Annotated in this window: 28 protein-coding genes and 1 pseudogene; 21 read left to right on the top strand and 8 right to left on the bottom strand. The window is 45.1% G+C overall.

The features are described from left to right. Positions 1–65 precede the first annotated feature (65 nt). The 4 genes and pseudogenes from ACZ6J2_RS03595 to ACZ6J2_RS03580 all read right to left on the bottom strand — a co-directional run bounded on the left by ACZ6J2_RS03595 (position 66) and on the right by ACZ6J2_RS03580 (position 3,016). Positions 66–230, bottom strand: a complete 165-nt coding sequence (locus ACZ6J2_RS03595) for a YdaE family protein (RefSeq protein WP_074171917.1) — start codon at positions 228–230, stop codon at positions 66–68. Next, positions 223–375 (bottom strand): annotated as a pseudogene (locus ACZ6J2_RS03590) (hypothetical protein); the annotation flags it as partial. The gene ACZ6J2_RS03595 and the pseudogene ACZ6J2_RS03590, both read right to left, overlap by 8 nt. Before the next feature lie 455 nt (positions 376–830). After that, positions 831–2,435 carry an SIR2 family protein gene (locus ACZ6J2_RS03585; protein WP_471724825.1) on the bottom strand — a complete coding sequence of 535 codons (1,605 nt, stop codon included), beginning with the start codon at positions 2,433–2,435 and terminating at the stop codon, positions 831–833. Between the two features lie 188 nt (positions 2,436–2,623). Continuing rightward, positions 2,624–3,016 (bottom strand): helix-turn-helix domain-containing protein, encoded by a 393-nt coding sequence (locus ACZ6J2_RS03580; RefSeq protein WP_020882491.1) that lies wholly within the window; start codon positions 3,014–3,016, stop codon positions 2,624–2,626. A gap of 102 nt (positions 3,017–3,118) precedes the next feature. On the opposite strand from ACZ6J2_RS03580, the gene ACZ6J2_RS03575 reads away from it, so the two are divergent. The 6 genes from ACZ6J2_RS03575 (at position 3,119) to acuI (ending at position 7,309) form a co-directional block, all read left to right on the top strand. Continuing rightward, complete coding sequence (locus ACZ6J2_RS03575) at positions 3,119–3,346, top strand: transcriptional regulator (protein ID WP_127675341.1); 228 nt, start codon at positions 3,119–3,121, stop codon at positions 3,344–3,346. A 2-nt stretch (positions 3,347–3,348) separates the two neighbouring features. After that, positions 3,349–3,900 (top strand): toxin YdaT family protein, encoded by a 552-nt coding sequence (locus ACZ6J2_RS03570; protein ID WP_317555021.1) that lies wholly within the window; start codon positions 3,349–3,351, stop codon positions 3,898–3,900. 84 nt (positions 3,901–3,984) lie between these two features. After that, entirely contained in the window at positions 3,985–4,902 is a 918-nt protein-coding gene (locus ACZ6J2_RS03565; protein WP_471724822.1) for a replication protein, read from the top strand. Continuing rightward, positions 4,899–5,585, top strand: coding sequence for a replication protein P (locus ACZ6J2_RS03560; protein WP_471724820.1), 687 nt, complete (start codon positions 4,899–4,901; stop codon positions 5,583–5,585). Before ACZ6J2_RS03565 ends, ACZ6J2_RS03560 begins: the two co-directional genes overlap by 4 nt. Positions 5,586–5,691: 106 nt before the next feature. After that, positions 5,692–5,991 (top strand): putative quinol monooxygenase, encoded by a 300-nt coding sequence (locus tag ACZ6J2_RS03555; RefSeq protein WP_047651449.1) that lies wholly within the window; start codon positions 5,692–5,694, stop codon positions 5,989–5,991. Positions 5,992–6,325: 334 nt separating this feature from the next. Next, positions 6,326–7,309, top strand: a complete 984-nt coding sequence (gene acuI / locus ACZ6J2_RS03550; RefSeq protein WP_047651450.1) for an acrylyl-CoA reductase (NADPH) — start codon at positions 6,326–6,328, stop codon at positions 7,307–7,309. 60 nt (positions 7,310–7,369) lie between these two features. Here the strand turns inward: acuI and acuR are convergent, their stop codons facing one another. Next, positions 7,370–8,026 (bottom strand): acrylate utilization transcriptional regulator AcuR, encoded by a 657-nt coding sequence (gene acuR / locus ACZ6J2_RS03545; RefSeq protein WP_047651451.1) that lies wholly within the window; start codon positions 8,024–8,026, stop codon positions 7,370–7,372. 434 nt (positions 8,027–8,460) lie between these two features. Between acuR and ACZ6J2_RS03540 the strand changes: the two genes are divergently transcribed. Further along, positions 8,461–8,679: a hypothetical protein gene (locus ACZ6J2_RS03540; protein ID WP_072015523.1), complete on the top strand. Its 219-nt coding sequence runs from the start codon at positions 8,461–8,463 to the stop codon at positions 8,677–8,679. A gap of 489 nt (positions 8,680–9,168) precedes the next feature. Then, on the top strand, positions 9,169–9,615 hold the full coding sequence (gene ivy, locus ACZ6J2_RS03535; protein ID WP_047651452.1) for an Ivy family C-type lysozyme inhibitor: 447 nt from the start codon (positions 9,169–9,171) through the stop codon (positions 9,613–9,615). A 647-nt stretch (positions 9,616–10,262) separates the two neighbouring features. On the opposite strand, the gene ACZ6J2_RS03530 is transcribed toward ivy, so the two are convergent. Then, complete coding sequence (locus ACZ6J2_RS03530) at positions 10,263–10,484, bottom strand: YgdI/YgdR family lipoprotein (RefSeq protein WP_047651453.1); 222 nt, start codon at positions 10,482–10,484, stop codon at positions 10,263–10,265. Positions 10,485–10,534: 50 nt separating this feature from the next. Continuing rightward, entirely contained in the window at positions 10,535–11,170 is a 636-nt protein-coding gene (locus ACZ6J2_RS03525) for a helix-turn-helix domain-containing protein (protein WP_047651454.1), read from the bottom strand. 1,011 nt (positions 11,171–12,181) lie between these two features. Between ACZ6J2_RS03525 and ACZ6J2_RS03520 the strand changes: the two genes are divergently transcribed. Then, positions 12,182–12,649, top strand: coding sequence for an Ivy family c-type lysozyme inhibitor (locus tag ACZ6J2_RS03520; protein WP_252046292.1), 468 nt, complete (start codon positions 12,182–12,184; stop codon positions 12,647–12,649). 79 nt (positions 12,650–12,728) lie between these two features. On the opposite strand, the gene hchA is transcribed toward ACZ6J2_RS03520, so the two are convergent. Continuing rightward, a complete protein-coding gene (gene hchA, locus ACZ6J2_RS03515) occupies positions 12,729–13,586 on the bottom strand; it encodes a glyoxalase III HchA (protein WP_047652133.1) in 858 nt (285 codons plus the stop codon). A 319-nt stretch (positions 13,587–13,905) separates the two neighbouring features. Between hchA and ACZ6J2_RS03510 the strand changes: the two genes are divergently transcribed. From ACZ6J2_RS03510 to ACZ6J2_RS03455, 12 genes are all read left to right on the top strand, one after another. Continuing rightward, positions 13,906–14,130, top strand: coding sequence for a DinI family protein (locus ACZ6J2_RS03510; protein ID WP_471724817.1), 225 nt, complete (start codon positions 13,906–13,908; stop codon positions 14,128–14,130). Between the two features lie 106 nt (positions 14,131–14,236). Next, a complete protein-coding gene (locus tag ACZ6J2_RS03505) occupies positions 14,237–14,479 on the top strand; it encodes a hypothetical protein (RefSeq protein WP_224065701.1) in 243 nt (80 codons plus the stop codon). Between the two features lie 39 nt (positions 14,480–14,518). Then, entirely contained in the window at positions 14,519–15,121 is a 603-nt protein-coding gene (locus tag ACZ6J2_RS03500) for a DUF1367 family protein (protein ID WP_047652135.1), read from the top strand. Positions 15,122–15,125: 4 nt separating this feature from the next. Continuing rightward, complete coding sequence (locus ACZ6J2_RS03495; RefSeq protein ID WP_471724815.1) at positions 15,126–15,332, top strand: hypothetical protein; 207 nt, start codon at positions 15,126–15,128, stop codon at positions 15,330–15,332. Beyond that, a complete protein-coding gene (gene rusA / locus ACZ6J2_RS03490) occupies positions 15,329–15,691 on the top strand; it encodes a crossover junction endodeoxyribonuclease RusA (protein ID WP_471724813.1) in 363 nt (120 codons plus the stop codon). The genes ACZ6J2_RS03495 and rusA overlap by 4 nt, the downstream gene beginning before the upstream one ends. Continuing rightward, positions 15,688–16,521 (top strand): antitermination protein Q, encoded by an 834-nt coding sequence (locus tag ACZ6J2_RS03485; protein ID WP_471724811.1) that lies wholly within the window; start codon positions 15,688–15,690, stop codon positions 16,519–16,521. Before rusA ends, ACZ6J2_RS03485 begins: the two co-directional genes overlap by 4 nt. A gap of 204 nt (positions 16,522–16,725) precedes the next feature. Then, a complete protein-coding gene (locus tag ACZ6J2_RS03480) occupies positions 16,726–17,037 on the top strand; it encodes a hypothetical protein (protein ID WP_072049799.1) in 312 nt (103 codons plus the stop codon). Positions 17,038–17,156: 119 nt separating this feature from the next. Then, positions 17,157–17,354 (top strand): hypothetical protein, encoded by a 198-nt coding sequence (locus tag ACZ6J2_RS03475; RefSeq protein WP_471724809.1) that lies wholly within the window; start codon positions 17,157–17,159, stop codon positions 17,352–17,354. Positions 17,355–18,429: 1,075 nt separating this feature from the next. After that, positions 18,430–18,732, top strand: a complete 303-nt coding sequence (locus ACZ6J2_RS03470; RefSeq protein ID WP_028013330.1) for a hypothetical protein — start codon at positions 18,430–18,432, stop codon at positions 18,730–18,732. After that, positions 18,732–19,268, top strand: a complete 537-nt coding sequence (locus ACZ6J2_RS03465; RefSeq protein WP_045143003.1) for a lysozyme — start codon at positions 18,732–18,734, stop codon at positions 19,266–19,268. The genes ACZ6J2_RS03470 and ACZ6J2_RS03465 overlap by 1 nt, the downstream gene beginning before the upstream one ends. Next, on the top strand, positions 19,265–19,783 hold the full coding sequence (locus tag ACZ6J2_RS03460; RefSeq protein WP_028013328.1) for a hypothetical protein: 519 nt from the start codon (positions 19,265–19,267) through the stop codon (positions 19,781–19,783). The genes ACZ6J2_RS03465 and ACZ6J2_RS03460 overlap by 4 nt, the downstream gene beginning before the upstream one ends. 388 nt (positions 19,784–20,171) lie before the next feature. After that, complete coding sequence (locus ACZ6J2_RS03455) at positions 20,172–20,585, top strand: Ivy family c-type lysozyme inhibitor (protein WP_471724808.1); 414 nt, start codon at positions 20,172–20,174, stop codon at positions 20,583–20,585. Positions 20,586–20,594: the final 9 nt, after the last annotated feature.

Genomic DNA, 20,594 nt, shown 5'->3' with positions numbered 1-20,594 from the left:
TAGTTTTCCGGTGTAACTTTGGTCGGGAGCACCGGACGTACGGGCCGCCTTGCGCGGCTTTTACGTTATGCCTCGTGGGCCATCTGGTCGTACGAAGCACAACGTTCAGAGCAGTATTCTTTATCTTTGCGCGCCAGCTGTGCGCCGTTGCAATAGAGAAGGGTACTTTTGACTACTTCCCCCGGTTTAACCGGCTTGCCGCAGTACCCGCATTTCGTTGAGTTACACATCTGGATTCCCCTTTTGCGCCAGCAGGTAGCACAGGCGGCGAAGAATCACCTCGAAGAAGTTCAGCTTTACGGCCTGCTGCCGTCCTGGTTTGCGTGCGAAATCAATCATTCTCACCCTCGTTTGCCTTATCGCCGGCCAGCGGAACATTTACACCTGATGCGCGTTAATGTCTCCACCTCATCCGACTATTCGTATGCCGTCGGCGGCTACTTCGTGGGCTCCATGCCTTGGTGGAACGTAGTGCGTCTTGGTATTTTGATTAAACACAAAGTTTAATGCCGTGTCAACAAAATGAGTATTTTTGAATAAACTAAATGTTTACTTGTGATGTTTAGGGTGGATGTCGTGTAAAAAGATCGAAAATTGATAGGGCTGTTCTGATAACTAGGTTGGTCTACCTGCATGTAAGAGATGGGGAAGGGAGAGACAATGGAGCATGATAACGAAGGTTTTTAAAACCCAATTAAATAGCTAAAATTCTCCTTCTGGAGATTATAGAACAACGACTTGATGTAAATACTTCTTAAGAATATAGTCTGAATTATTATTTAGTTAATAAATTATGGCCCTTCATCCAATAATGATCAGGGCCACATAAATTAAACACGTTCAATATCACCGTTTATTAATAAATCGTACGCAAGGAATAATTTTCTAAGGTCGGTTTTGAGCAATTCGGCATCACAATCTCTAAACTGTGGAAATGCCTCTTCCTTAACATATTTATCAACTTCTTCTTTGGGAAGGTGCTTAATATTTTTGATTAAAACAAAAATTTCTTTTTGTTTACTTAATCCTGCGCTTTTGATGTCTGCGATATGCTTAAACTCTTTCGCGGCATTCACTTTATCCAGAGATGTAGAAGTAATTAAGTCGTCGAGTTTACCATGTCGTTCAATTCTTTGATTTAATTTAGTAATTAATTTGGCTGACAAGCCTAACTCATTGATATTGCAAGATGAAATTAATTTTGAGAAAGGTAGGCGTAAGGTACTTGTTGAACCAGTAATGAATTCTATAGCAAGCTTATTAGATATCTCATTTCTCTGGAAAATATAGTCTTCAAGATAATTAAGCTCTTTTATATGAGTAAATACATACTTTTTATCACCAAGCGCTACTACAAGGTTCTTTCCTTGCTTAACGCTATCTTCTAATTTATCAAGATCAGCAAGTGAAACAAGCAAACTATGTAAATTCCCTTTCTCGCCTTCGTTGACAATTAGTGTTTTTATGGCTCTCTGATATCTCAATACGTCATAAGGAGAGAGCCCCTCATTAACAGTGCTTATTTCATCATAAATTTTTTTATAATTGTCTGTTTCAACTGAAGTATATGTAACTTGTAATTGCTGATCTGTTATTTGTTTTGATACGATTTCTAATTCATCTGGTTTATACTGAATTAATATTATTCTCTCGGCTGACTTTCTTCCATCTTCTTTGGGTAATTGAGATGAGAAGTCCGATAGTAATTTTTTGACATTTCTGTCAGTTAATGAATATCCAATAAATAAAATTGGATTTTTAATCATGTTAGAAAGAATTTTGGCGCTAATTAAAATAGCTTTATCATCATACTTTTGATAGTCTTCAGAATTTATTATTATCGACCGAGGTTCTTTTATATCGCCATGAATTTTATATAATTCACTCCAACCAACTGTATCTTCGAAAAATCCATTGTTCCCGATGTACAATTTTGGAGTTACATTTTGCTCTAAAAGAAGTTCCTCAATAAATGCGTCATAATTAGTTGTAATGATCATTTTTGCTTTTTTAAGAAGAAGTTTAAAGGACTCAAGTTCTTCTTTGTTTATTTCTTTTTTTAGATTGGTTTCTGAAAATCTCTGACATATTGAAAACTTAAAAGGGGAAATGTTTTCAGTGAAAACACGCCTAGCATCTAAATCTCTGACTTGCAAGGTGTTTTCGGTGAACATTTTATTGAAATCATTCTCTATTTTTGTTGCCGCTTCGGTGTATATTTTATGGTTTAAATCAGATTCGTTGTCAGTTGTTTGTTTATATTTTTCTTTGATACCTAACAGGTAATTATAAAAATCAACATCCGGATTTGTCTGCTTCCAGTATTCAAGTAACAATTCTTCCCACGTGGGGTAATTTTGCAGATATCTTTTTGAAACACCAGAACCAATGAAAACTATAGGATAACTTTTGAAATTGAATATTTTTTCAGGCATGCCGATATCCTTTTTAATCAGGAAGTCTTAATTCGTTTAAGGCACCAATCAAATTTATGTTTAAAATGCCTGAAGCCTTAATATGTTCTATAAAATATACTATCCGTTAACTATGACTTTTATTGATGCTCGAAACATTAGTAAAACTCAAAAGTTATAAATTTTAGTGTGGTATAGGTAAAATATTATTATTCATCTTGATTGCGAAAACGACCTTTCATGTACTTATCATAAAGTTCATCCAGTTCTTTTAGTCTAAGTGCGAAAATACGAAGCATGTTCTGCTGTTCTTCTTCTGGCAACTGACGATACAGTTCCAGCAAGCGTTGTTCGTCCGCTTTAAGGCCGTCCTTTTCTCCAACGTCTTGTCCTAAAACCCAAGAAAGGCTTACCCCAAGTGCGTCTGCCAATTTGATTGCAGAACTTTTGCCAATCGTCCCACGTACAAACCAGTTATTCACTGATTGTGCGCTTACTCCACAGATCCTAGCCATATCGGCTTTAGAAATGCCTTTACGCTCAATTATTTCATTGAGTCGTTGTACCTGCGGATGATCAATCTGATGAGTTTTTTCTTTCATAACAAGATTCTAAACCAAATGTTTATAAGCTCAACAATCATAATGTTGACATTCAACTAAACAATATGTTTAATTTTCTAACTTCAACTCTCGGAGAAAGTTATGAGTCCTTTGGATAAAGCTATAGATATCGCTGGAAGCGCAACAAAATTGGCGGAGCTCTTATCAACTAGCGTGATGAATGTAAGTCATTGGAAGAATCGAAATCGAGGTAGGGTACCTCAAGCCCGTGTGCTTCCTATTTTTCGAGTTACAGGCGTAACTCCCCACGAACTGCGCCCCGATCTCTACCCAAACCCCACAGATGGTTTACCTAAACAGGAGCCTTAACAATGCAGACTGTTTCATTCCAACAAAGTAACAGAGCTTCCTCTAATCCACTGATATTCCCGTGTCATCAAAGCGAACCGGCAACGCAGGATATAGATCCTCGTGATATCTGCTCAGCGGTCCGAGCCTGGGCAGCGGCAGAAGGACGCGTAGCTGTTGCGCTTCAAATCCAAGAGGCGGCGGAAGAACTTCAACTTGATGGCGTTGATTTCTCAGGCCAGGCCGATGTGTGGAACGTTAAGCTGTTCCGCTGGCTGGATAACAAAGAAGACTCTGCTTCGTACCGGAGAAACGTCGAACAACTGGTGCCTGCGATCATGTCTGTATTACCGCTTCGATACCGCGACCGTGTCGTAAAGAACGACTCGTTCGCGTATCGCATGGCAAGGTTGGAAAAAGAGGTGAGTGAGGCGAAGCAAGCTCTGATGCTCGATGCACCGAAGAAGGAAAAGTTGAAGGAGTTAGGCGAGGGGATTTTTGAAATGTTCCGTGTCGATCCGGACCTTACGGCGCCGCTGCTGGCGATGGTCACAACCATGCTGGGGGCAGTGTGAAGACTTCAGAAAAGGCGAAAGCCGCGGTGCTCGAACACCAACGGCTTTCAGGTGCAAAAACGGAGTGTAATTGCGGAGCTAAGTATGTCAAACACAGCTGAAATTATCAATTTCCCCCACAGAACCGAACAACCGGGAGGTCGTATGGCCGACCTGTCGAATGGGTATACCAAGGTCGCAAACGAGATCCAACAGCTCAAACCGCGCCTGAGATTATCAGGCCGGGAGTGGCAGTGTTTTGAAGCGGTGATCTGGCTTACCTACGGCTGGAACAAGAAACAGGACCGCGTTACGAACACGGTGATTGCCGAGCTTACAGGGCTGAGTGACTCGCATGTCTCTGATGCGCTCAAATCGCTCGCAGAACGCAAAATTATCTTCAGTCAGAAGCAGGGCGTGATGAAAACGGTCGGTATAAATACTGATCTTTCTGCCTGGATTTTAGACAAACCGAAAACGGGAAAAGTCTTCCCGAAATCGGGAAAAGTGTTACCGAAAACGGGAAAAACCTTCCCGGAAACGGTAGACACCCAAGACTATAACAAGAACAATATTAAAATATCCTCGTCTCGGAATTCTGACGAATCCCGAAACCAGGAAACTCAAAAGTTTCTCTCACGCCATCCAGAAGCTGCCGCCGGGATATACACTCCGGCAGGTAAATCATGGGGATCCGCTGACGACCTCAAGGCCGCTCGCTGGATTTACGACAGGCTTCTCACCGTCAACGCATCGCTATCCGAACCCAACTGGGCTGAATGGGCAAACACCATCAGGCTGATGCGCGTCCAGGACAAGCGTTCTCACTACGAAATCTGTGACCTGTTCCAGTGGGCCAACCGCGACGAGTTTTGGAAAGACAACATCCTGAGCCCTTCGAGTCTGCGCAAGCAGTGGGATCAGCTCACCACCAAACGGCTGCGCGCAACCGGAGCGGTAAAACCTTCCCGGAGCGGCATCGACCTGCATAACACCGACTGGATTGACGGAGTGCTGGAATGAAAAATCTTGCCGAGAGCATTCGCAATTTTGACCGGGAACAGGCTCGCCGTGTGGCGCACAACCTGCCTGAGCAGTATACCGAGCGCGAGCAAACGCAGCAGGTGGCTCAGATTATCAACGGGCTATTCGTACAGCTGGCCGCCGCGTTCCCGGCAAGCCTGGTTAATCGAAGCCAGGAAGACGTGAATGAGATCCGCCGACAGTGGGTGCTGGCGTTCAAAGAAAACGGGATCACCACTCTGGAGCAGGTTGAAGCCGGAATGCGAGTGGTACGCCGTCAGGAGCGTCCGTTCCTGCCGTCGCCTGGCCAGTTCATCAAGTGGTGCAGGGAAGGGCGATGCGTGCTGGGGATCACCACTGCTGACGTGATGGCTGAGTACTGGAAGTGGCGTAAGCTGGTGTTTCGGTACCCGAGCAGTGAGCAGTATCCGTGGCCTAAGCCGATTTACTACCACATTTGTCTCGAACTGAGGCGCCGCGGAACCGATGGCCAACTAAGCCATAATGAACTCGAGCGTGAAGCCAGCGATATTCTGGATATGTGGGAAAAGCGCGTGCTGGCCGGTAAGCCGATTCCGCCTGTACGGCGGGCGTTGGCCGCGCCGGTATCGCCGAAGGGGCCGACACCGGCAGAGCTTTTGAAAGCTAAATATCAGCGGATGAAAGCCGATGGCAGGGCATAGTGAGGAAATGGTTCGTTATGAGCGAGGAGCGAACATTCTTTTTGAAATAGCCCTTCATGCTGGCATTATCCATCAAAACCCTAGCCATTTTTCTAAAGGAATTCGCATGCTAAAGGTCATTGCCGAAGATTTTATCAAACCCGAATGCGTTGAAACCGTCCTCCCTTTATACCGTGAGCTCATTGCGACAACGAAACGAGAGCCTCTATGTATTGCTTATGATTTGTATCGAGATGAAAAGGATCCGGGGCATTTTATTTTCATTGAGGAATGGCCTGACCGGGCGGCACTCGATGCACATTGCGCCAGTGAGCATTTCACTCGGCTTGTTCCTTTGATTGATCAACACGCGCGTAAAGCAGCGCAGTACATACTAATGGATGGACAGGTGGATCCTGAGAGATAAGTTCAGCTTTTGGCACGAAACGGTCTTCTGACAGACGGAAGGTCCGGTGTGGGCAAACTCATTGAAGCTCAGTTGCTTTATCTCATCATCAGCCGTCTCCTGAAGCATTAGCTATGTATATTTAAGAGATGCTCATTTTCCCATCTGTACCAGATCAATCTGAATCCAGCTTGATGCTGATCAAGATAGACCGTTTTATGTTCATGAAATAAATAATAATTCTTGATTGCTGGCAAAACATCAGGATAGTAGTGTTGATTATTAGACGATCGGTCAATATTATTTGTACATGACTTAATAACTGAACGGTAAACGCCAAAAAGACGAGGTGAAAGTGTTTAAATCTTTATTAATAAACAAAGCAGATGAACGCTATAGTGCGCAACTTGTTGAAATTGCTGAAAGTGAGCTGCCGCAGGGGGATGTTGAGGTAAATATTGAATATTCCTCCATCAACTACAAAGACGCGCTGGCCATTACGGGCCGTGGCCCAATCGTCCGGCACTTCCCAATGGTGCCAGGCATTGACTTTGCCGGTACGGTGTCCGCCAGTTCACATCCGGAATATCAGCCCGGAGATAAGGTTCTCCTGACAGGCTGGGGTGTAGGGGAAAAACACTGGGGTGGACTGTCTGAAAAAGCACGGGTAAAAGGAGACTGGCTGACGCCGCTGCCGGCTGGCTCAAACAGCAAACACGTAATGGCAATCGGAACAGCAGGTTTTACCGCGATGCTGTGTGTCGACGCACTACTGAATCATGGTATTAAGCCTGAAGATGGTCAGGTACTAGTTACTGGTGCCAGTGGAGGTGTCGGGAGCATTGCGGCCATGATCCTGGCGTCGATGGATTACCGCGTGACCGCGTCTACTGGTCGACCTGAAGAAGCTGCCTGGCTTTATAAAACGGTCGGTGTAGAGGAGATTATTAATCGTTCCGAGCTTGCCTCCCCTGGAAAACCGTTACAAAAAGAACGCTGGGCTGCCGCCATTGATACAGTCGGTAGCCACACACTCTGCAATGCCTGCGCCGGGGTGCGGTATGGCAGTATTGTTGCAGCCTGCGGCATGGCTCAGGGGATGGAATTGATGGGCAATGTGGCTCCGTTTATTCTGCGTGCTGTCACGCTGAAAGGGATTGACAGTGTCATGTTCGCGAAAGAGAAAAGAACAGCGATCTGGCAACAAGCGGTACAGTATTTACCAGAGTCCCGACTGGATAGCCTTACCACCATTTACCCGCTCAGTGACGCTATAAATGTGGCTGAAAAACTTCTGAGTGGAGGAATTCGTGGCCGGGCAGTAATTCAATGTAGCTAATGAGATGGAAGCCAGGCTCGGCCTGGGGGGGATAATTACAATTAGGGGCCGCGCCCTTTTTTACTGTTTAACCGTCGTATCCTTAGAGGGTTGATAGCGTACTGACGTTTTGAAATAGCTCCAAAAATCGTACACAGGCTGGGTTGAACAATAAAGTTTGGCACGCATCACGGCACCCTCCCAACTGCTCCAGAAAATGGCCGCCAGTTGTGTATCGTTCATATCGGAACAGATATCGCCAGAGGATAACGCATCGGAAAGACAGGACGCCACAATTGCCTGCCAGCGTTCAAGTATATCCTGAAGCTGTTTAATAAAGGATAGTGGAAGCCCCGGGCTCTCCTGCATCATATTGCCAACCAGGCAGCCCCGGGTGAAATTGTACTTTTTAATGCCGTCGCAGGCATCGTTGATGAAATTTTCCAGACGTACCATTGGTGGGCTGGATGATCCATGAAGGTGTTTTTTGAGTTTGTGCACAAAGAAACTGTCATAGGCGTTCAGAACTGTCTGGGCATATTCCTCTTTGCTCTTAAAATAGTAATAAAATGAGCCTTTAGGGACACTGGCATTTTTGACAATGGCATCGACTCCCGTCGAAAGAAAACCATTCTGCGTGAGCAGTTCAAGTCCACTGCGGATCAGGTCATTACGGGTATCTGCATAGGTACTTTCTGTTTTTCGTGGCCTTCCTCGTCTGCGAATTTCGCCAGTCATGACTCGTCTCCTGCATTTCATTGACGGAAAAGAATAAGTTATTTTCAATGGGAGCTTCAATAAGTTTATCCCGACGGGGATGAGGTGGTCTCATATACCTCTTGGGCAGGAGCAGTGCCTGCATAGTAGGCCGTTGAAGTAAACCTGCTAACCCAGTGCAATGACGAATTCGCTTTGTCCGCTTCTAGCGCAAAGCTGGCATCCCAGCCTATTTATGACTGTAAAAGCACCTTCACATGATTTAGCCGCTTCGGGTTATGACGAGGCGCTTGTGTGACATGCTGGAATGCCAACTTCGATACTTGCTGAAAGCCTGATTGCCCAGGCTAAACGCCCCTTAGAAATTTTTATGGCGAAATAATCACATAAGTCTCCTCCACTGTGTGTTACAACCGAGTTACAAATCGCCACCACTGGCAGTAAAGAGGCATTTCATGAAACTACGTATCACAAGAGCAATCGGCCTCAGCAAGTTCTCTCCACGTTGGGTTAAGGTTATCTGTTTACGATTGACTAAAAACGATATTGAGCGCTCCCTCAACGCTCTGTTGGCCACAATTGATGAATCTGAACTCTCCTCTGAGCAAGTAAATGCATTAAGGGAATGCGTTGAGGGAATTAACATCGCAAGGGGAAAGGGGTTTCAGGCGTGAAAACGGCAACTGAGAGATCTTTGATGAAATCTATCATCCATAATCTGTACATAAGATAGGTAAGCTACGCTGACGGTTGAGGCAACCTGGAAAACCAAATTTGATGCTTGCTGAAAACAACTTAAACCCAAGCTAAACTCCAATTCGGAATTTATAGGGTGCAATAATTACATGTTGCATTTATATCTGTTCCCTCCAATAACAGGGTAGGTACATCGATATCTGCAAAATGTTAATTTAATCCCTGACTTTAGGATTATCTTAGTGGATAGTCAATATCAGCGTGATTGAAGCTATTTGTTGCTTTTGAAGTTTTTATTGATTCATTTTTGTAATTTACATCAGAAAAAACCTAAAAGAAATTTTTTGTCGGTGTTATTGTTTATTGATATTTATGTGGAATGCATTCACCATAGATGTGTGCAAATGCAGTACTTTCTTTTTATGACATTGTCCTAAGCTGGAACTTTTACTTATAGAGGAAAACATATGCTTAAGCTAATTGTGACAACCTTATCATTGTTAACTGCAACTGCTGCCTATGCGCAAACTGAGATGACAGTAAGCAGTCTAGCGACGGATAGTGAAACCAGCAAAGCTTTCCATAAAATGTCGAAGGGTCATAACCTGCCAGACTGGGTGATGAAAGGCGGTACCAGTACACCTGCGATGAGGGTAACCGTGGACAATAAAGCCTACCAGGTAGTTTCTGCCTGCAAACCCCATGATTGTGCAGCGGAACAAATCGCGATCTTGTACTCACCTGATACCAAGAGTATGTCAGCGGTATTTTCAAAACAATCCGAAGAGGGATATCAGCAAAACTTGGTGTGGTTGAATTCAGGAAGTGATATCTCGATAGATGGTAGGACGGTTCTTTTTGCTGCTCTCAGCGGTAGCCTTCAAAACCATCCTGATGCTTTTAACTTCAAATAACTGAGCGAGTCTTTGCTGCTTTGTGTGATTGTCTTTAAGTTTCATTAATAAATTGCTACCTCTTGGGAACTTGCCTGCAGGTATTACGTCATTACTCTGGCTATGGCAAAAATGTAATCCTGCTTTTTGAGTACCACGTCGGGTTATGCCTGCCCGACGTTTTTTTATTTATTAATTTTCTGCCTGTTAAATATGAGTTATTCCCCGGCATCAATACCAAATACTGGTACCTAAGGCAACTTTTTGGGCGCCGTTACATCTTATTTCCAAACTGATGTCGCCATTCTGCATTCATGCCATACGTTACCTGGCTACAAACAGTCAGGCGTGGCATGAAGTTTACCCATAACAAACTTCTTCTCATCATAGAAAGGTTAAATGTAGCCTTACTTGATGAAATTCATTGACGAAGGAAGTATTGGAATCCAGTATAGTGGCTTCATCAGTTGCCTATATTTGTACGGATACCTTCAGGAAAGAAACGATAGCCTTGAACTGAAATAGAAAGTCTGAGCCTGCGTAATTTAACATGGGACAAGGAACAGAGAAGGGGAACCTTAGCACCCGTTTCGGGAGAGCGAGTTAAGGAGCGTAAATCTATTTACGCTCCGGGCTGACGGTAAAGCACTGCTGCCTAGAAATCTGGCTTACCTTATCTGGGTGATTTCTTTCACTTCTGCGCGGTTAATCTGCTGTTTGACACCATTCGCATCCACATACCCTACTAAACCGGCACTGGTTTCTTTAGGTTTTCCTTCACTAATAATGGTTCGACCGTCCTGAGTGACAATGCTGTATGTATGTTTAGCGCATCCTGCAGTAAATAATGTGACGGCAGTGAAGAGGGAAAGAATTACAGCTTTATTCATAAAGTGCTCCTTTGATTTCAGGCATAAAAAGTTATAAAAAGAAATTTTAATTACTGCTTACATTCATACCTCCATTTTCTGTCAATGATTTCCTTGTTTCGTTCATAATACTGCATAAACATTCCGTATCCTCGGCAACCAAATTTTTGCACAATCCTGCTTCGGTAACAGGTAGCTGTCTTTTCACCAAGACAAAATTTCTTTTGAATTTCAGCTATACTGTCGTTATCAAGTAGACTCTGAAGAATATCTAACTCCTTGACAGTCAGTCGCGGGTAGTGATGGTAAATCATAGTGATGCGGCGTCTTAAATAGGCATGGTACAAGGACATAATTGAGTCATGCATGCTTCCTCTTAGATTGGCATAAATATGATATTCACAATCTTCAGGATAAAAACGTCCGTGTCCGGATACATCAAGCCAGATCCAGTCAGCCCCCTTTTTTAGCGACTCGCGTAGCTTATTGAAACCCCTCCAATTACCTTCCTTGAAAATTCGGCCATCAATAAGCACTCGGATCTTACCTTTTCCTCTTATAATAGCGGGAGGATGAGTGGTTCCATCATATGTCATATGAACCAAAGGCAAGCCGGTTATTTTTTTTAAACCATAAAAAAAATAGAAGTCATCCGTTAGTAAAATACTGATATTTTTACTGCTAAGAAAATAGATATATTTTTCCATTTAAACATAATGCGTCATCTCAATCCGTAAAGTTAATAGCCAATACATAGCAATTACACTGTTGATCCCGATGCGTGCTTTTAACAATAATCTTATACATACCGGATACTGGGGCGATGAAGACATTACTCTTCTCAAGTCGGGTGTTTATCTTACTTCCTCTTTGATCCGGGCCAGTCACTCTCAGTTCAAAGCGTTTATCGGATATCTCCATTCTGAGGGGCTGAGACTTCTGTAGAAACACATGGTATTCATCAAATTCACCACTTTTAATTTTCCCGTGAAACTCGGTATAGCTTGGCAGACTGTAGTTCTTCACATAAAACGAACGAGCATTCGTTTTATGAGTTACGGCTATCATAAAGAAACACAGGAGATAGATAACTGATCGGCTATTTAGTGACTTCAAACTACGCATAACACACCTCCTTATCTTAACTTCTGCGTCCTGAACTTCATGCCTCCAAAGTATTTGTTATAACATAACATTTAAGGTCTGGTCAGACAAGTTACAAGGTAATTATGCATACTGCTTTTGATTATTAAATATAAATGAAATTTGAATGGATATTCATCAATTTCGATTAAGTATTTCCTACTTGGTAACAAAACATCTCCATATGATCTGACTATGTTTTTGTTATTATTATGGAAATATTTAAAGCGATGGGCGGGTGGGGGTGAAGGGATTGTAAATAAAATAATGTGGGGAGGTATTCTTTAAGTGCGGCTCTTACAGATAATTCCTGGAGAATGTAATTGATAAATTGTTTTTTCAGATATGTTATAAGTGGGTTGGGGGCTTCTTATATTCACAAGATTTAGTGCGTATATTAATCAAAATATGTACATGATATGTTCAATCTTTACTTTTTTGAAACAATGCCGTTCTTTCCATGTTCTTGGGTATACGTTCAAAACCCGTAAAAGTGGTTATGCTTTACATAAGACGTTTACTAACGTGACTTCCCCGGAAGTTTAAAAAAAGAAATGTCTGAACAGGAGGTTATCATGTACAGGAACCTTATCGGTGTTTCATTATTGATGTTAGCGGAAGGAAGTTCTGCCAACGATAACATAACTATTAATATGCTCGCTAACAATTCATCGACGCGAAACTGTGTTCATCAGATGGTGAAGGCGAATAAGCTGCCGACTTGGGTGCTCCGTAACGCATCGAATTATCCAACTCTCGAAATGACCATTCGTGAAGAGCGTTATTACGTCATGAAAGCCTGTAACCCTGATGACTGTGAACGCGAAAAAATCGTAATTGCTTACTCTCCTCTGCGTAATATTCTATCTGGCGTGTTCGCCGTAACTGACGCCCCTGAACAGCAGCAACTGAAGTGGCTTGGGATCAGTGATGAACTCCCGGACGGAAAGGCTCTGCTGTTTGCCGCATTGTCAGGGAGCCTTGAGAACCTATATGATAATTTTACAGGTATGAATATTGTGCCTCAGAAGGCGGCAGATTAACGCCAGATCCGCTTAGGTTAGGGAGAAGCAAAATGAAGACGGCGGCAGAATAGCCGCCGCGTTTTGGGGCACTAGACGTTCATTGTTGAGCAGCATAAGCGGACAGTAACTCTGTAGCAGCGAGCCGCCCCAGAGAATTAGCGGCAAAAGGGCTGTCGCCGGTCAGTACGTTACGATCTTTGTGAACTGAACCTGTGATGTCATCATTAACAATATTAATACCCATTTCGCACAGTTTTTCTCCAAAATACCATGTTAGATGTCCCGGCATATATCCGATATCGGGGGTTTGTCTATCCGCACTGTCCGGAAATGCACATATCGAGTAACCATGAAGGGGATTTATACCGTGCCTGAGCGAGAGGAAAGCGGCAGGTCCGTGACACAACGATATGACAAATATGCCATTACTCATCGCCCAACGAAGCGTTTCCGCTACCGCCTGGCTTTCTGACAGAGCAATTAGTGCACCATGGCCACCTGGTATGAAGATGGCTGCATAGTCACTTTGAGCTGTCAGACCCACACTTATATCCGCAAGCTTGCGAGGATGCCTGAACGCATCACGATAGCGTTCATAGAACGGCATAATTAACTTATCCTGAGAGGGCATCGCCCAGAATTCAAACTTGGCCATATTTCCGGAAAGTGTGGCTATCTCAAAATCAAACCCAGCAGCACGCATGTGATACATTGGAACCAGTGTTTCCACAGGATGATTTCCTGTCGAAAAGAGGGAGCCGTTGTCCGTAAGCAGATAGCGTTCGTCTGCTGCGATCACTAACACCTTCTTGTTTCCTTGGTAGTGTTCTGAATATTCATAGTCACTTAAATCGGTCACCGGGCTTGTAAATTCACTCAGGGAATAGTCAGACGGAAAAAACGCGTTTTCTTCAGCAGGATCAATTCTTGGGCTCTTGCTTTTCATTTCTTTCATAGGCGTATCCTAAGTCACAGTGAGTTAGAGTCATCAAACTATTTTAATCTATCCCTGTACTAGTGGCGCTGTTGTAGGCGTAAATCAGAATTTGCAGCGGTCTTCCAGCCTTATATGAAGATGTTTGTCATCCTTCGCGCTTCGGCTGCACCATATGGAGATCACGTGTAAAATTTAATACTGACTTACCTCGGCGTTTTTTTTATGTTCTTTCAAACTGATAATCTGCATTCTGTGTTCTTAATGCGTTGCAAAATCCGTGAGATACGTTTATAAATATACTGTATATGCATACAGTATTTTGTCGCGGAGGGAAAGTATGAAAATCGAGTTAGCCATTGATCGCATGAAGAAACTTCCTGATGGAGCAATACCTGCGCTCGAGTTAGAACTGCTCAAAAGACTCAGCAAACAGTTCGATGAATGCCAGCTTACGATTAAGCGTGCCACTAATGACGGTTTGACTGTTTTCGGGGGCGACAAGAAAGAGGTCGAACATATCGTGCAGGAGACCTGGGAAAGCGCGGACGAGTGGTTTTATTAATCGCGTGATTTTCACTGGAGCAGTTTCAAAGAGTATCGCTGTTTGCGTTCCCCTGGCTGTTCCCGATTACTGTTTACCGCGTCAATAAGTCGCTCTGGGGGAAATAGTGTGTAGTGCAGATGCCTTTAATGCAGATGATCAATGGTACGACGTGGTCAGAAGGGCCGATAAAGCAGTTATCTATAGCTTCCCGGCGGAAGGGAGATATCTGGTTTATCGAGTAAATGGAATAGTTTCATTACGACCATTACTCGAAGAGGAAGAAATCTTCACTCTCAACGGGTTTATGCAATTTGCAAAACGACTGGGGTACCGAGTTACACCACCGTCTGATATTATTCTTTCATAGGCCTGAACAACCTATACCTGATGCGCCACGGAGAGAACCATGGCGCTAGAATTACAACTTATCAAACACCACTCAGGAATACTGATCCCGGCAACGCCCGAGACCAGCGATATCCTGCAATCCAAAACCCGGCTCGGCGATGTTCTTGTTGCCGAGTTCAGGCGGGTACGAAACCCGGCATTTCACCGGCGCTTTTTCGCGCTCATCAATCTCGGTTTTGAATACTGGGAACCAACCGGAGGAGCTATCTCGAGTAACGAGAGGAAGCTGATCACCGGCTACGCCAAGTTCCTCGCTACTTATGGTGGGAATGAAGGGGCGCTGATCGATGCCGCTGAGCAGTATCTTGAGCAGGTTGCTTACCGGCGCGTCACGAATGGCATTAGTCTATGCAAATCCTTCGATGCTTACCGTTCATGGGTGATCGTCGAGGCAGGGCACTTTGATGCTATTCAGCTACCTGACGGCACACTCAAAAAGCATCCTCGTAGCATTTCATTCGCCAACATGGACGAACTCGAGTTTCAGCAACTCTATAAAGCTGCGCTCGATGTACTTTGGCGCTGGGTCCTGTCCAGTTCATTCCGCAGCCGTGACGAGGCCGAAAACGTCGCCGCACAGCTGCTTGGCTTTGCGGGGTGATGGAATGAAGTATTCCTGGTTCCACCACACCGATTGCAGCACCGAACAGGCCGACAAACTGGTTAAGCGATACAAAGCGCGCAGCGTGCGAGTAGAGCGCAGCCTTAATCCGGATTACGTGACCTGGACTGTCAGTGCGTTCCTTCCGACATCTAACACACCAGCGCGCCCGGACAGTCGCTGGCGAAACCGGATGTGGGGGGGAACGTGAAGACATATCAAATCACTTTGCCCTGGCCGCCGAGCAATAACCGGTATTACCGGCACAACCGCGGGCGCACGCATGTTAGCGCCGATGGCGTAGCGTATCGCTATGAGGTGGCCACTGTCATTCGAAGCGCCCGGCTTAATATCCGGACGGCCGCACCACTCAAAATCCGAATTGAATGTCACATGCCCGACCGCCGGCGCCGCGATCTGGATAACCTGCAGAAGGCTGCATTTGACGCTTTAACCAAGTCGGGATTCTGGCTGGATGACAGCCAAGTTGTGGATTATCACGTTGTGAAAATGCCTGTAGTTAAGGGCGGGAAGTTAGAACTCACCATCACCGAGCTGGAGACCGCATGAACCTTGAAAACACCCTCAAATATCACTTCGCCAAATCGACAATGATTAGTGATTCTCCGCGTGCAACGGCGTCAGACTCATTAACCGGGACGGATATTATGGCCGCTATGGGCATGACGCAGGAACGGGCCGCCATGGGTTACAGCGCCTTTCTCGGGAGGATGGGGATCAGCAACAACGACCGGGTGAGGGCGATCGAATTGCTGGCCCAGTACGCGCTGACCAAGTGCGACCGGGTTGCTGCACTTCGCAAACTGGATGCCAGGGTTAAGCCATTAGTGATGCACCAGCTGGCCACCTTCGCGTTTGAGGACTATTCCCGCAGCGCCGCCAGCGTGAAGCAGTGCGATGGCTGCAATGGGGAAGGGTTTATTGACGCTGAGGTTTTCAGCATGAAGTCTCACACTCCGGCAAAAGAGAAGAAATTCGTGAAGATGTCTTTGAATATAGGCGCGGAGGATATTCGTCCTTCTGAATATGAGGTGCATAGACAGCTCAGGGAGGTAGCGCGCGTTCTCTGCCCTCAGTGTAAGGGGAAGAAGGTAGTAAGCTGTGCCTGTAAAGATTGTCATGGCCGCGGGAAAGCTGTTAATCAGGCTCTTACAGAGCAGCAGGGCGTTCCGGTACTGGCTGATTGCAAGCGCTGCAGTGGGCGGGGGTTTGAGCGAATTCCATCAACTGAGGCTTACGCAGCTGTATGTGGGATAACGGATGCAATCAGCCTCGATACCTGGAAGAAGTCAGTTAAGCCCTTTTACGATCAGCTAATCACCAAGTTTGACATCGAAGAGGCATGGGCTGATGCACAGCTTAAGCAGATAACAAAATAGGGCATTATTTTATCGTGAGCTATTTACTTTTCCCGAATCTGTGGTAATTTTGCTCTAACGATGGGTTATTGCCTTCGTTTAAAGCCCTGCGGTTAACCCCGTGGGGCTTTTTTATGACGTCAGAATGCATTTTAAACCCCCAAAGAGATTAAATATTATGATAATGTGAATATAAATTCACTTTCAGACATTTAATGGAGGGGTATGATTGTAAGAACATGGCATGGTTGCGTACCAGTACGACACGGTGATGGGTTTGCTGCGCATCTTGAATTAACGGGAGTTAAGCACTCTAAAAGTGTTAATGGCAACCAAGGTGCATACGTACGGCGTGAACGACAGGGAGAATGGGAGCATTTCTTTCTGGCAACTTATTGGCGTGATCTCTCATCCATTAAGGCTTTCGCAGGTGAAAATTACCACGTAGCGGTAACCTATCCAGACGATGAGCAATTTGAGCTTCTTTCTGATCCCTATGTCTTTCAGTTTGAAGTATCTGAGATGAATGAGATTTGACTGAGTAGTTCGGCAACAGTGATGAGGAAGTCCTATCCTCATGACAGAAATAAATCCTGAGTATATCTAACGCCATTCATCTCAACTCAGCAATATACTCATCTCATCATGTTAAGGAGATGATCAGGCAAGAAGGTTACTACTGGATTCAGCACAACGGCAGGATTCAGGTTGCTTACTACAGCAATGGCGTTACTGAAGACCTTGAGACGGGACTTACTTTTAATGGTATTTGGCATCTGACACAGGGTGACGACATCTGCGACAACGGAGAGGCCGAGGTGATTGAAGGCCCTCTTCCTGTACCATTTAAGTGAATATATTCATTTGATTACGTGGCAGATTCTTCATACTGCACATATGCTTCTTAAGCATCCTGCAGAATGGATGTTTCTGAAAGCGTTTTAGTGGTGGATCCCCCTAAGCGGAGGGGCGGTTCAGCAGGACATTTCTCCAGAGTGTCCAACCAGCGCGCGGGAATGAATGCTGTGATCATTTCCACCGGGAGGCACCACTCCCTCAGTTATTGCCAACTTAGCTATTTATGCCTGCTTGTCCGAGCAGGCTTTTTTTTGCGAATGTTGAATAGTATTGACCGGGTGAATGCTTCATGAGTAATTTATGCATGTGGTGAATCCTTTCTAAGCGAAAGGGCGTTCCAGTCAACTGCGCTCTGCAGGTATGCACGCGGCCTTGCTGACTGGGGTAGGGTCACCGGGAGGCACCCGGCACCATGACAACAACAATAAAAGATTAAAATTCCTTGAGAGCCTGCCATAAAACGCAGGCCTTTTTTTATGGCTTGGAAAACTACTGCTACTCTTTAAGTCGTGAGAAGTTACTGAATGCCCGGTGATTCTCCTGGACCGATAGTGAATCAGCCGATACAGCTTCACCTCTGAGCATAAGTCTTACTCACACCTACCTTACAAATAGTCAACTCATTGGCCCGCTTCAAAAGAGCGGGCTTTTTTTCTCTCCATTCAAATTTTCTGAATGGGGTAGCCAAAGAAAGAGGGGGCTAAATGTCTGATCATGTTTCTGGCACTAATGTAATAGCTGGTGGACATTTGATAGCTAGCTCAGTGCACAAAAAAAAAGTGCGGAGAACGACATCAATCTTCTCCGCATGAATAATGCCAGTGCTACCAGCTTGTATCTCTTTTTTCCCTACGAGGATAAGTCATTAACTTAACGCAAATGATAACATTTAAAAACTATGTGAAAAGTTAATTATTTTAAGGGGTTAAATAGCTCTTCTTAAGGATTATTTAATTTATTGCACTTCTCAGGAGAAGGAAGCTGCAGCAGATTTCAATCCTCACAAGGCAGCCGATTGGCGGCCTTTTTTTATTCCAAAATCAGCACCCGCACCTAGCGAGGTGAGAGACCATGAAAATGAATGATTCAGGGAACATCTTCACGCAGTTCTTCGCGTGGGTAGCAGCTCTGGCGTCAGCCATTGGATTTACCACTCAGGATCTGGTGTTCATGTTCTTTGGCGCTGCTGGTCTGCTTATCTCGCTAGCCTCGTACATTAACGGGCGGGTAGATGCAAACCGTAGGCGTAGAGAGGATGAGAAGCGAACAAAAATGGTCAATGACTACCTGAAAGGCGTTGGTGATAAACCCCTTCAAGAGCGTCCTGCCGCTGCAAGCGTGGTCGTTGAGGCATTACAAAAGGAAGGTGAGTGATGGGATCCAGAGCAAAGTTGAGTACTGCAGTTCTGGGGCTGGTACTGGCTGGTGCTCCTGCATCCGTCATTCTCGATCAGTTTCTGAATGAGAAAGAGGGTAACAGCCTCACGGCCTACAAAGATGGCGGCGGTATCTGGACTATTTGCCGCGGCGCAACGATGGTTGATGGTAAACCGGTTGTGCAGGGCATGAAATTGACTCAGGCCAAATGCAATCAGGTGAACGCCATCGAACGCAATAAGGCTCTGGCGTGGGTTGATCGCAATATTACGGTACCGCTTACCGAACCTCAGAAAGCTGGGATAGCTTCTTTCTGCCCATACAACATCGGGCCAGGTAAGTGCTTCCCGTCCACGTTCTATAAGCGCATTAATGCCGGTGACCGCCGCGGGGCATGCGAGGCAATCCGCTGGTGGATTAAAGACGGTGGTCGCGATTGCAGCATGACTAAAGGTCAGAAGAACGGCTGCTACGGTCAGGTAGAACGGCGAGACCAGGAAAGTGCGCTGGCGTGCTGGGGGATAGACCAGTGAAAATTAATCCGGGTATTATCGGCGTTGTCATTATTGCTGGCCTTTCGGTTGCCCTCGTTCGGAGCTGCTCGGAGGCCAGTAATCTTCAAAGCGAAAACGACGTTCTGCGAAGTGACAATTCTCTGCAGGGGCAGGTTATCGCTACCCAGGCATTCAACTTCAATCGATTCAATCAGGTTGCAGAACATGCCAATAGGCTCAACTCCCTGATTGACACCAGCACCGAAGAAACCGTAATCGAATACCGGGAGATTCTCCGCCGTGAAAAAACCTGTGATCTGCCTGTTCCTGCTGACATTGCTGGTGGGCTGCTCAAATACGCGCACCGTTTACGTGCCAGCGCCATGCACACCGATTCCAATGGACCTGACACAGCCGATGATCGTGCCGTTGCCACCAACTCCATGACGTACTGCCAGGCAGTATTGTGGATTAAGCCGCTACTGGCTGTAATTGAAAAGGGCAACAATAATTTCGCTGGCATAAGGCAGATCGAGTTGGAAAGAAAGAATTAGGGATGGCTCGTCCTTGAGCACACGGGTATTCCTGAACGACGGCTTTACCTGACATAGCAAAGCACTATTAAATTGTAGAAAAGACTCAATATTTAACAAGCGAAGCGCAGCATTGTAAAAAAATGCCCTCACAAGGAGGGCTACCAGAGTCTCAGTTTCACTTGCTCTTTTTATGGATGTTTCCCTGGAGTTGGCAAACTCCTCATCAGAGTCTTGAATAGTCTGGCAAGCAGTCCGTAATCAACAAGCATAAGCGGTAGCTATTAGGATGATTCTGAGTTAATCACTTGGGATAGGCAGTAATATGGAATCCTCTAGCTAACTGTAGGGCTGACATAGTAGCCGATAAGGTATAGTGTTGAGAGGTCTTTATGGAATGAGGATTAATATGAAAGGTAAAGTGTTTATCGCTGCTATGGCTTTTGTATCTTTCAGTGCTCTTGCCGACGAGGGGCAGTATCTTTCTGATTTCGCCAGTTCAAAAAGCACGTCTAAAAGCTACTCCCAGCTGATTAGTAAAAACAAACTACCTGCATGGGTAAAAAGTGGTGGCACGAGCACGCCATCAACCGAAGTAACAGTTGCGGGCAAAAAGTATATTGCACTGTCAGGGTGTAAACCACACAGTTGTCCAGAACAGAATATTGCTGTTCTCTACTCACCTGATAGCGGTGATATTCATGGTGTGTTTTCTGATTTCAATGCAGAAAAGAATCGTGAGACATTGACCTGGTTAAACGTGGATCCGATTGATTCTAATGCGATGAAAAATGCGCTTTTCAATCGACTGTACGGCAATTAAATAACCCAA

This window comes from Enterobacter sp. E14S (assembly GCF_055666685.1).
The sequence above is the reverse complement of the archived record's forward strand: the minus strand, read 5'-3'. Positions and strand labels throughout refer to the sequence as shown.

Bases quoted from the DNA above. Each gene is read 5' to 3' on its own strand.
- ivy (WP_047651452.1), top strand. From the start codon at position 9,169: ATGCTTAAGCTAATTGTGACAACCTTATCATTGTTAACTGCAACTGCT.
- ACZ6J2_RS03555 (WP_047651449.1), top strand. From the start codon at position 5,692: ATGCTAAAGGTCATTGCCGAAGATTTTATCAAACCCGAATGCGTTGAA.
- ACZ6J2_RS03475 (WP_471724809.1), top strand. From the start codon at position 17,157: ATGATCAGGCAAGAAGGTTACTACTGGATTCAGCACAACGGCAGGATT.
- ACZ6J2_RS03455 (WP_471724808.1), top strand. From the start codon at position 20,172: ATGAAAGGTAAAGTGTTTATCGCTGCTATGGCTTTTGTATCTTTCAGT.
- ACZ6J2_RS03540 (WP_072015523.1), top strand. From the start codon at position 8,461: ATGAAACTACGTATCACAAGAGCAATCGGCCTCAGCAAGTTCTCTCCA.
- ACZ6J2_RS03495 (WP_471724815.1), top strand. From the start codon at position 15,126: ATGAAGTATTCCTGGTTCCACCACACCGATTGCAGCACCGAACAGGCC.
- hchA (WP_047652133.1), bottom strand. From the start codon at position 13,586: ATGAAAGAAATGAAAAGCAAGAGCCCAAGAATTGATCCTGCTGAAGAA.
- ACZ6J2_RS03465 (WP_045143003.1), top strand. From the start codon at position 18,732: ATGGGATCCAGAGCAAAGTTGAGTACTGCAGTTCTGGGGCTGGTACTG.
- ACZ6J2_RS03595 (WP_074171917.1), bottom strand. From the start codon at position 230: ATGTGTAACTCAACGAAATGCGGGTACTGCGGCAAGCCGGTTAAACCG.
- ACZ6J2_RS03530 (WP_047651453.1), bottom strand. From the start codon at position 10,484: ATGAATAAAGCTGTAATTCTTTCCCTCTTCACTGCCGTCACATTATTT.
- ACZ6J2_RS03575 (WP_127675341.1), top strand. From the start codon at position 3,119: ATGAGTCCTTTGGATAAAGCTATAGATATCGCTGGAAGCGCAACAAAA.
- ACZ6J2_RS03585 (WP_471724825.1), bottom strand. From the start codon at position 2,435: ATGCCTGAAAAAATATTCAATTTCAAAAGTTATCCTATAGTTTTCATT.
- ACZ6J2_RS03565 (WP_471724822.1), top strand. From the start codon at position 3,985: ATGTCAAACACAGCTGAAATTATCAATTTCCCCCACAGAACCGAACAA.
- ACZ6J2_RS03470 (WP_028013330.1), top strand. From the start codon at position 18,430: ATGAAAATGAATGATTCAGGGAACATCTTCACGCAGTTCTTCGCGTGG.
- ACZ6J2_RS03560 (WP_471724820.1), top strand. From the start codon at position 4,899: ATGAAAAATCTTGCCGAGAGCATTCGCAATTTTGACCGGGAACAGGCT.
- ACZ6J2_RS03510 (WP_471724817.1), top strand. From the start codon at position 13,906: ATGAAAATCGAGTTAGCCATTGATCGCATGAAGAAACTTCCTGATGGA.
- ACZ6J2_RS03570 (WP_317555021.1), top strand. From the start codon at position 3,349: ATGCAGACTGTTTCATTCCAACAAAGTAACAGAGCTTCCTCTAATCCA.
- ACZ6J2_RS03525 (WP_047651454.1), bottom strand. From the start codon at position 11,170: ATGGAAAAATATATCTATTTTCTTAGCAGTAAAAATATCAGTATTTTA.
- ACZ6J2_RS03485 (WP_471724811.1), top strand. From the start codon at position 15,688: ATGAACCTTGAAAACACCCTCAAATATCACTTCGCCAAATCGACAATG.
- ACZ6J2_RS03480 (WP_072049799.1), top strand. From the start codon at position 16,726: ATGATTGTAAGAACATGGCATGGTTGCGTACCAGTACGACACGGTGAT.
- ACZ6J2_RS03580 (WP_020882491.1), bottom strand. From the start codon at position 3,016: ATGAAAGAAAAAACTCATCAGATTGATCATCCGCAGGTACAACGACTC.
- ACZ6J2_RS03520 (WP_252046292.1), top strand. From the start codon at position 12,182: ATGTACAGGAACCTTATCGGTGTTTCATTATTGATGTTAGCGGAAGGA.
- acuR (WP_047651451.1), bottom strand. From the start codon at position 8,026: ATGACTGGCGAAATTCGCAGACGAGGAAGGCCACGAAAAACAGAAAGT.
- ACZ6J2_RS03500 (WP_047652135.1), top strand. From the start codon at position 14,519: ATGGCGCTAGAATTACAACTTATCAAACACCACTCAGGAATACTGATC.